Origin of the sequence: Desulfofundulus sp. (assembly GCF_049701015.1) — a bacterium.
Lineage (GTDB): Bacteria > Bacillota > Desulfotomaculia > Desulfotomaculales > Desulfovirgulaceae > Desulfofundulus.
In genome coordinates, this window is sequence record NZ_JBNATZ010000258.1 from 1 (window position 1) to 3,422 (window position 3,422).

The 3,422-nt window shown below is 56.5% G+C and carries 4 protein-coding genes, 1 pseudogene and 1 riboswitch; all 5 genes and pseudogenes read right to left on the bottom strand.

Annotation, left to right across the window (positions count from 1 at the left end; all coding sequences use genetic code 11):
* Positions 1 to 406 (bottom strand): annotated as a pseudogene (locus ACPLUI_RS12720) (flagellar M-ring protein FliF); the annotation flags it as partial.
* A gap of 16 nt (positions 407 to 422) precedes the next feature.
* Positions 423 to 722, bottom strand: a complete 300-nt coding sequence (gene fliE, locus ACPLUI_RS12725) for a flagellar hook-basal body complex protein FliE (RefSeq protein WP_424660628.1) — start codon at positions 720 to 722, stop codon at positions 423 to 425.
* A 149-nt stretch (positions 723 to 871) separates the two neighbouring features.
* Positions 872 to 1,318 (bottom strand): flagellar basal body rod protein FlgC, encoded by a 447-nt coding sequence (gene flgC, locus ACPLUI_RS12730; protein ID WP_424660629.1) that lies wholly within the window; start codon positions 1,316 to 1,318, stop codon positions 872 to 874.
* Between the two features lie 6 nt (positions 1,319 to 1,324).
* Positions 1,325 to 1,726, bottom strand: a complete 402-nt coding sequence (gene flgB / locus ACPLUI_RS12735) for a flagellar basal body rod protein FlgB (protein WP_424660630.1) — start codon at positions 1,724 to 1,726, stop codon at positions 1,325 to 1,327.
* Positions 1,727 to 1,773: 47 nt separating this feature from the next.
* Positions 1,774 to 1,861, bottom strand: a riboswitch (cyclic di-GMP riboswitch).
* A gap of 171 nt (positions 1,862 to 2,032) precedes the next feature.
* Positions 2,033 to 3,259, bottom strand: coding sequence for a UDP-4-amino-4,6-dideoxy-N-acetyl-beta-L-altrosamine transaminase (gene pseC / locus ACPLUI_RS12740; RefSeq protein ID WP_424660631.1), 1,227 nt, complete (start codon positions 3,257 to 3,259; stop codon positions 2,033 to 2,035).
* Positions 3,260 to 3,422: the final 163 nt, after the last annotated feature.

Genomic DNA, 3,422 nt, shown 5'->3' on the forward strand with positions numbered 1-3,422 from the left:
CTTCCTGTAATGCCCGCTGGTAGTCGACCTGCTGTTCAAAATCGGTAACACCGAACTTTTGCTGGTCAAAAAGCTCCCACCCTGCCCCTGAATCGGCCAGCACCCCCTTGCTGGCCAGCTGGATTCTGGTGTCGTACACCTGTCCCTCCGGTACGGTGATGGTTCTTCCCTGATCTTCCAGCCGGTAGGGTATTTTCATGTTTTTGAGTTCTTCGGCGATTTTGCCAGCCTGCCTGGGTTCGAGGCCGGTGAACAGGGGAGCGTACCGTGGTTGGGTGACAAGTGCAACCAGGTAAATTACGGTTACCAGCAGCCCCGCGGCAGCGGCGGCCAAAAGAACCTGCCGGGAACGGGGTAACCCCCGCCACCGGTCATTCAGGGGGGCCAGGATCTGACTGGGGTTCATCGACTAAAACAGCTCCTTAGACCTGCATGCGCGAAATTTCTTGATAAGCATCGATTATTTTGTTTCTCACCTCAACAGCCAGGGACATCATAATGCGTGCTTCTTCCATAGCGATGGTAACCTGGTGCAGTTCCTGTACCCGTCCGGTGAGGAAGTCGAGGCCCACCCGGTCGGCCCGCACCTGGGCGTTGTTGACCTCTTCCAGCGCCCGTTCAAGCATGCGGCCGAAACCGGAGGCACCGGCAGCGGCGTCCGGTTTTGCGGGCTGGCTTGCCGTGGGTACCAGGGTTATGGGAGATACGGGTAAAACCTGCATCGATCTGGTCTCCTCCCGGTCAACAATTTAAACGTTCAGCGAACCTGTTTGGACTCATCGTTATCTTTGTTACTCCAGTGCTTCGCGTGGGATATGTACCGCGAGCCGTTTCGGGCCGGCCCCGGTCTGTCGCGGCTGATTACAAACCATCAGCTCCTGCCTATCTCCAGAGCTCTCACGGCCATGTCCTTGGCCGCGTTCAAAACCGTAACGTTGGCTTCATAGGCCCGGGTGGCTGCGATCATGCTGACCATCTCATTGGCAATGTTGATATTGGGATAAGCCACGTAGCCAGTACGTGGATCGGCCAGGGGATGGGAAGGTTCGTAAACGAGCCGGGGCGGGGATGGGTCTTCAACTACCGCCTCCACGCTGACGCCAGCGGCGTTGAAGGAGGGCTGGCCTGGCGGGGAGTCCAGGGCCTGCTGCAGTTTCTCGGCAAACACGGGAATTTTCCGGCGGTAGGCCGGGTTCAAAGGGTCGTTGGGCCTGCCCGCCGTTTGCAGGTTGGCAATATTGTTGGCGGTAATATCGAGCCACAGCCTGGAAGCTGTTAAGCCCGAGGCACTGATGCCGAATACATCTAATAAAGGCACCGTCTGTTACCTCCCTCGAATAACGTAGATCAACAGGGACAGGCGGTCGCCCAGCGCCCGGGCGGCAGCCTGGTACGTGAGAGCATTGGCGGCCAGGTTTACCATTTCCTGATCAATGTCCACGTTATTGCCGTTATAGCCCATGGTGGTGCCCTCCTCCTTCACCACCGTGGGCTCGACCCGGGCCAGCGGGACCGGAGCCCCGATATGCCGGGGGCTGCTGGTAACCAGCGGCAGTGCGTCCTCCCCCAGCGCCCGCCGTAGTTCCTCAGTGAAGCTGACAGAAGATTTTTTAAACCCCGGTGTATTCACATTGGCCACGTTATTGGCAATCACCTTCTGGGTTAGTGCCGATGCATCCAGTTGCTTCTGCAGTGCCACCAGAATGGGACTGGCAAACAGGTCCAAAAAACCACCTCCCCAAACAAAAAACCGACCCGACGGCCGGGAAACATTGTCGCAGCCCGGCTGCCCTGGCGAATAGTCGCTGTAGGCCCGTGGCTTTGCGTCCCTCCCTTTCGGTGAAGTTTGCCCCTGGACAATGTGCTAATTTTTGGCTGGCTTTGGCAGCTGATTGGTAATTTATTTGACACGATCTCCCAAACTCCTTCTTAGGAGAAGAAAAAAACACAAAAAAAATAAAAAAACTCGGAACGGGTTATAGAAATTGGGTCGAAAGCTGTCGAATACACGAAAATACCGGAAAATTGCCTTTCATTTTCGTGCCCAGGCGATGACCCTGCACACGGCCGTAATTACGTCCCGTACGTCCCCGTCATTCATGGCCGGGTAAAGGGGCAGGGTGATAATGCGCTCGTACAGCTCTTCGGCGTGGACGCAGTAAAAGCCGGAAAGACTGCAGCTGTCCGGGTCTCCGAGCCAACGGTAGTACGGATGGCGGTACACGGGCATGTAATGTACATTCACACCGATGTTTTCCGCCCGCAGGGCTTCGAAAACCTCACGCCTCCCCACTCTCAGAAGGTCCAGGTTCAAGGCCAGCACGTAAAGGTGCCAGGACGAACGTCCGTATGGGGCCTGATAAGGAACTTCCACTTCAGGCAGGTCTGCAAAGGCTTCATTATAGGTCAGGGCGATCTCGCGCCTGCGCGCAAGAAAGCGGTCCAGCTTGCGCAGCTGGCTCAGACCCAGGGCGGCCTGGATATCCGTGAGGCGGTAATTGAACCCTACATCCAGCATTTCGTAGTACCAGGGGCCCTGGTCCTCCACCATCAATTCCCGGTCCCGGGTGATCCCGTGGTTGCGGAAAAGCAGCAGCCACTGGTACAATTCATCAGAATTGGTAGTCACCATTCCTCCTTCCCCCGTCGTGATGTGTTTCACGGGGTGGAAGCTGAAGACGGTCATATCGCTGAGGCAGCCGATGGGGTGCCCCTTATATTCTGCCCCCAGGGCGTGACAGGCGTCTTCTATGACCACAAGGTTATGCTTTTGGGCCAGGGCGTGAATGGTTTCCAGATCGCAGGGCTGTCCCGTGAAATGTACGGGAATGACCGCCTTTGTGTGCGGGGTGATCTTTTTTTCTATTTCGACCGGGTCAATATTATAAGTACGCGGGTCTATGTCTGCAAACACGGGTTTCGCCCCCAGGTAAAGGGCGCAGTTGGCGCTGGCCACGAAAGTGATGGGGCTGGTAATCACTTCGTCACCCCTGCCCACACCGGCGGCAAAACAGGCTGCGTGCAGGGCCGCCGTCCCGCTGGAGTAGGCCACGGCATAACGGGCACCCACCCGGGCGGCAAATTGCTTTTCAAATTCGGCCAGTGTCGGACCCGTAGTCAGCCAGTCGCCCCGCAATACCCGGGTGACGGCTTCGATGTCGTCCTCTTCAATCCACTGCCGGGCATAAGGAAGATACGTCTCCCTCACGGGGTTGCCCCCGGCAATGGCGGGCAGGGGCTCGGGATGGTTGTCGCACATGGGCATAACTGAATTACTGCTCCTTTTGATATATTTTTTTCGGGTTTTGCACGGGTTGATCAGCGAAAAAGCATCTTAAAGTATCGTAACACAAGGTGCCTGGAACTTCAAGCCAGAGGTACTTGTAGAGCAAAGTTGCACAAAAACGAAAACGGCCGGCCAG

Coding starts and splice junctions, on each gene's coding strand:
- pseC (WP_424660631.1), bottom strand. CDS start 3,259: ATGTGCGACAACCATCCCGAGCCCCTGCCCGCCATTGCCGGGGGCAAC.
- fliE (WP_424660628.1), bottom strand. CDS start 722: ATGCAGGTTTTACCCGTATCTCCCATAACCCTGGTACCCACGGCAAGC.